This window comes from Halorubrum sp. SD612 (assembly GCF_002135005.1).
Window position 1 is genome coordinate 1 of the sequence record NZ_NEWI01000253.1, and the last position, 2615, is coordinate 2615.

A 2615-nucleotide genomic window follows, 5' to 3' on the forward strand; every position below is an offset into this window, starting at 1 on the left:
GACGAGATCCAGACCGGACTCGGCCGCACCGGCTCGATGTGGGCGGCCGACCGCCACGACGTGGTCCCGGATATCCTCACGACTGCGAAGGGGCTCGGCAGCGGGCTCCCGATCGGCGCGACGCTGTGCCGCGACTGGATCGCCGAGGACGCCGGCGACCACGGCTCGACGTTCTCCGGCGGGCCCGTCGTCTCCGCGGCCGCGGGCGCGACCCTCGACGTGATCGAGCGCGAGGAGCTGGCGGCGCACGCCGAGGCGGTCGGGAGCTACCTCCGCGGCGAGCTCCGCGACCGCCTCGGCGACGACGTCCGCGACGTGCGCGGGGACGGGCTGATGATCGGGATCGAGGTCCGCCGCGGATCGAACCGCCTGCTGCGCGACCTCGCGATCGACCACCGGGTCCTCGCGCTGCCGGCGGGCCGGACCGTCCTGCGGCTGCTCCCGCCGCTGACGATCGAGCGCGAGCACGCCGACGCGGTCGTCGACGCGATCGCGGAGGTGGTCGGCTGATGGCGGCCGGACGGGAGCGGGACGCCGAGGAGGCCGACGAGCCGGAGCGCGAGTCCGCGCCCGCCGACGGCACCGACGTCGTCGCCGGCGGGGGGTACCCCGCGGCCTGCGACGCCCCCGCTCGCAAGCTGCTGTACGACATGGTGTCGATCCCCTCGCCGTCGGGCGAGGAGGAGCGGGCCGCCGAGCGCCTCGTCGACTTCTTCGAGGCGAACGGCCGGGAGGCGTGGATCGACGAGGCCGGGAACGTCCGCGCGCCGGCGGACGACGCCGTCCTCCTCACCTCCCACGTCGACACCGTCCCCGGGGACATCCCGGTCGAGGTGCGGCCGGCGCCGCCCGAGGGCGAGTTACCGGAGCCCTCGGACGTCCGCGTCGGCGAGCCCGGCGAGCCCGTGCTGTGGGGCCGCGGCGCGGTCGACGCGACGGGCCCGCTCGTCGCGATGGCGGTCGCGGCGGTCAAGACGGGCGTCTCGTTCGCCGGCGTCGTCCGCGAGGAGGTCGACTCCGGCGGCGCGCGCGCCCTCATCGGCGACCGGGACGCGCCCGAGGCCGTGATCAACGGCGAGCCGTCGGGCTGGCGGGGGATCACGCTCGGCTACCGCGGGCTGCTGGAGGGGACGTACGTGAACACGAGCGAGTCGGGCCACTCCTCGCGGCCGGAGCCGAACGCGATCCAGCACGCGATCGACTGGTGGCACGGCGTCGAGGCGGCGTTCACGCCGGAGGACTCCGAGACCGCCGTGTTCGATCAGGTGACGACGAAGCCCATCTCCGTCGACGGCGGCCTGAGCGACGACGGCCTCGCGGTGGAGGCGACGATGGACGTCCAGCTCCGGATCCCGCCGTCGCGCCCGGTCGACGAGGTCCACGAGCTGGCGGAGGCGGAGCTTTCGACCGGCTCGGTCCAGTGGGGCGAGCCGATGCCGCCCGTGATGGAGAGCCCGCGGACCGGCCTCGCGCGCGCGTTCCGCGTCGCGATCCGGGGCGCGGGCGGCGACGTGCGCCTGCTCCGGAAGACCGGGACGAGCGACATGAACCTCTTCGCGGCCGCGTGGGACTGCCCGATGGTCACCTACGGCCCGGGGAACTCCGACCTCGACCACGCGCCCGACGAGCGGCTCCCGCTGTCGGACCTCGACCGCGCCGTGAGCGTGCTGACCGAGGTCTGTCGCAAGCGACTCTGAATCGCCGCAGCTCTTCGGAACCGATCTTTTCGAACGACACGACACTACTTCCAACCCAACGATGCCACTCGCCACCGACGACTTCCTCGACATCGACGACGTGACGCCCGCCGAACTGGACGCCCTGCTCGACCGCGCCGCAGCGATGAAGGCGGGCGAGGCCGACCCCCGACTGGGGGACGCGACGCTCGGGATGATCTTCGAGAAGCCCTCGACGCGCACCCGCGTCTCCTTCGAGACGGGGATGACGCGGCTCGGCGGTCACGCCATGTTCCTCGGGCCCGACGACATCCAGCTCGGCCACGGCGAGCCGCTGCGCGACACCGCGCGCGTCCTCGGCCGCTACGTCGACGGCGTGATGGCGCGCCTGTTCGACCACGAGGACGTCGAAGTGCTCGCCGAGTACGCCGACTGCCCCGTGATAAACGGGCTCACCGACGAGGCGCACCCCTGTCAGACGCTCGCCGACCTGCTCACGATCCGGGAGACGGTCGGCGAGGACGCCACCGTCGCGTGGGTCGGCGACGGCAACAACGTCGGGCAGTCGTTCGTCGTCGGCGCGGCGATGGCCGGGATCGACGTCGAGGTCGCCACGCCCGCGGAGTACGGGATGAACCCCGCCGTCTTCGACCGCGCCGCCGAGTTCGGGCTGGACGTGGAGCCGACCGCGGACCCCGAGGCGGCGATCGAGGGCGCCGACGTCGTCTACACCGACGTGTGGATCTCGATGGGGCAGGAGGACGTACGCGACGAGAAGCTCGCCGCGTTCGACGGGTTCCAGGTGAACTCGGATCTGCTCGCCGGCACCGACGCCAAGGTGATGCACTGCCTCCCCGCGCACCGCGGCGAGGAGATCACCGACGACGTGCTCGAATCCGACCGCGCCCTCGTCTGGGACCAGGCCGAGAACCGGATGCA

At 73.2% G+C, this 2615-nt stretch carries 3 protein-coding genes; all 3 read left to right on the top strand.

What is annotated here, in order from left to right:
• Nucleotides 1-510: aspartate aminotransferase family protein (locus B9G38_RS15965; protein ID WP_143415546.1), on the top strand; the 510-nt coding region annotated here is incomplete at its 5' end.
• A complete protein-coding gene (locus B9G38_RS15970; protein WP_086221031.1) occupies nucleotides 510-1697 on the top strand; it encodes a [LysW]-lysine hydrolase in 1188 nt (395 codons plus the stop codon). The genes B9G38_RS15965 and B9G38_RS15970, both read left to right, overlap by 1 nt.
• A 61-nt stretch (nucleotides 1698-1758) precedes the next feature.
• Nucleotides 1759-2615, top strand: an 857-nt coding sequence (gene argF, locus B9G38_RS15975; RefSeq protein ID WP_086221032.1) for an ornithine carbamoyltransferase, incomplete at its 3' end; no start/stop codon positions are given.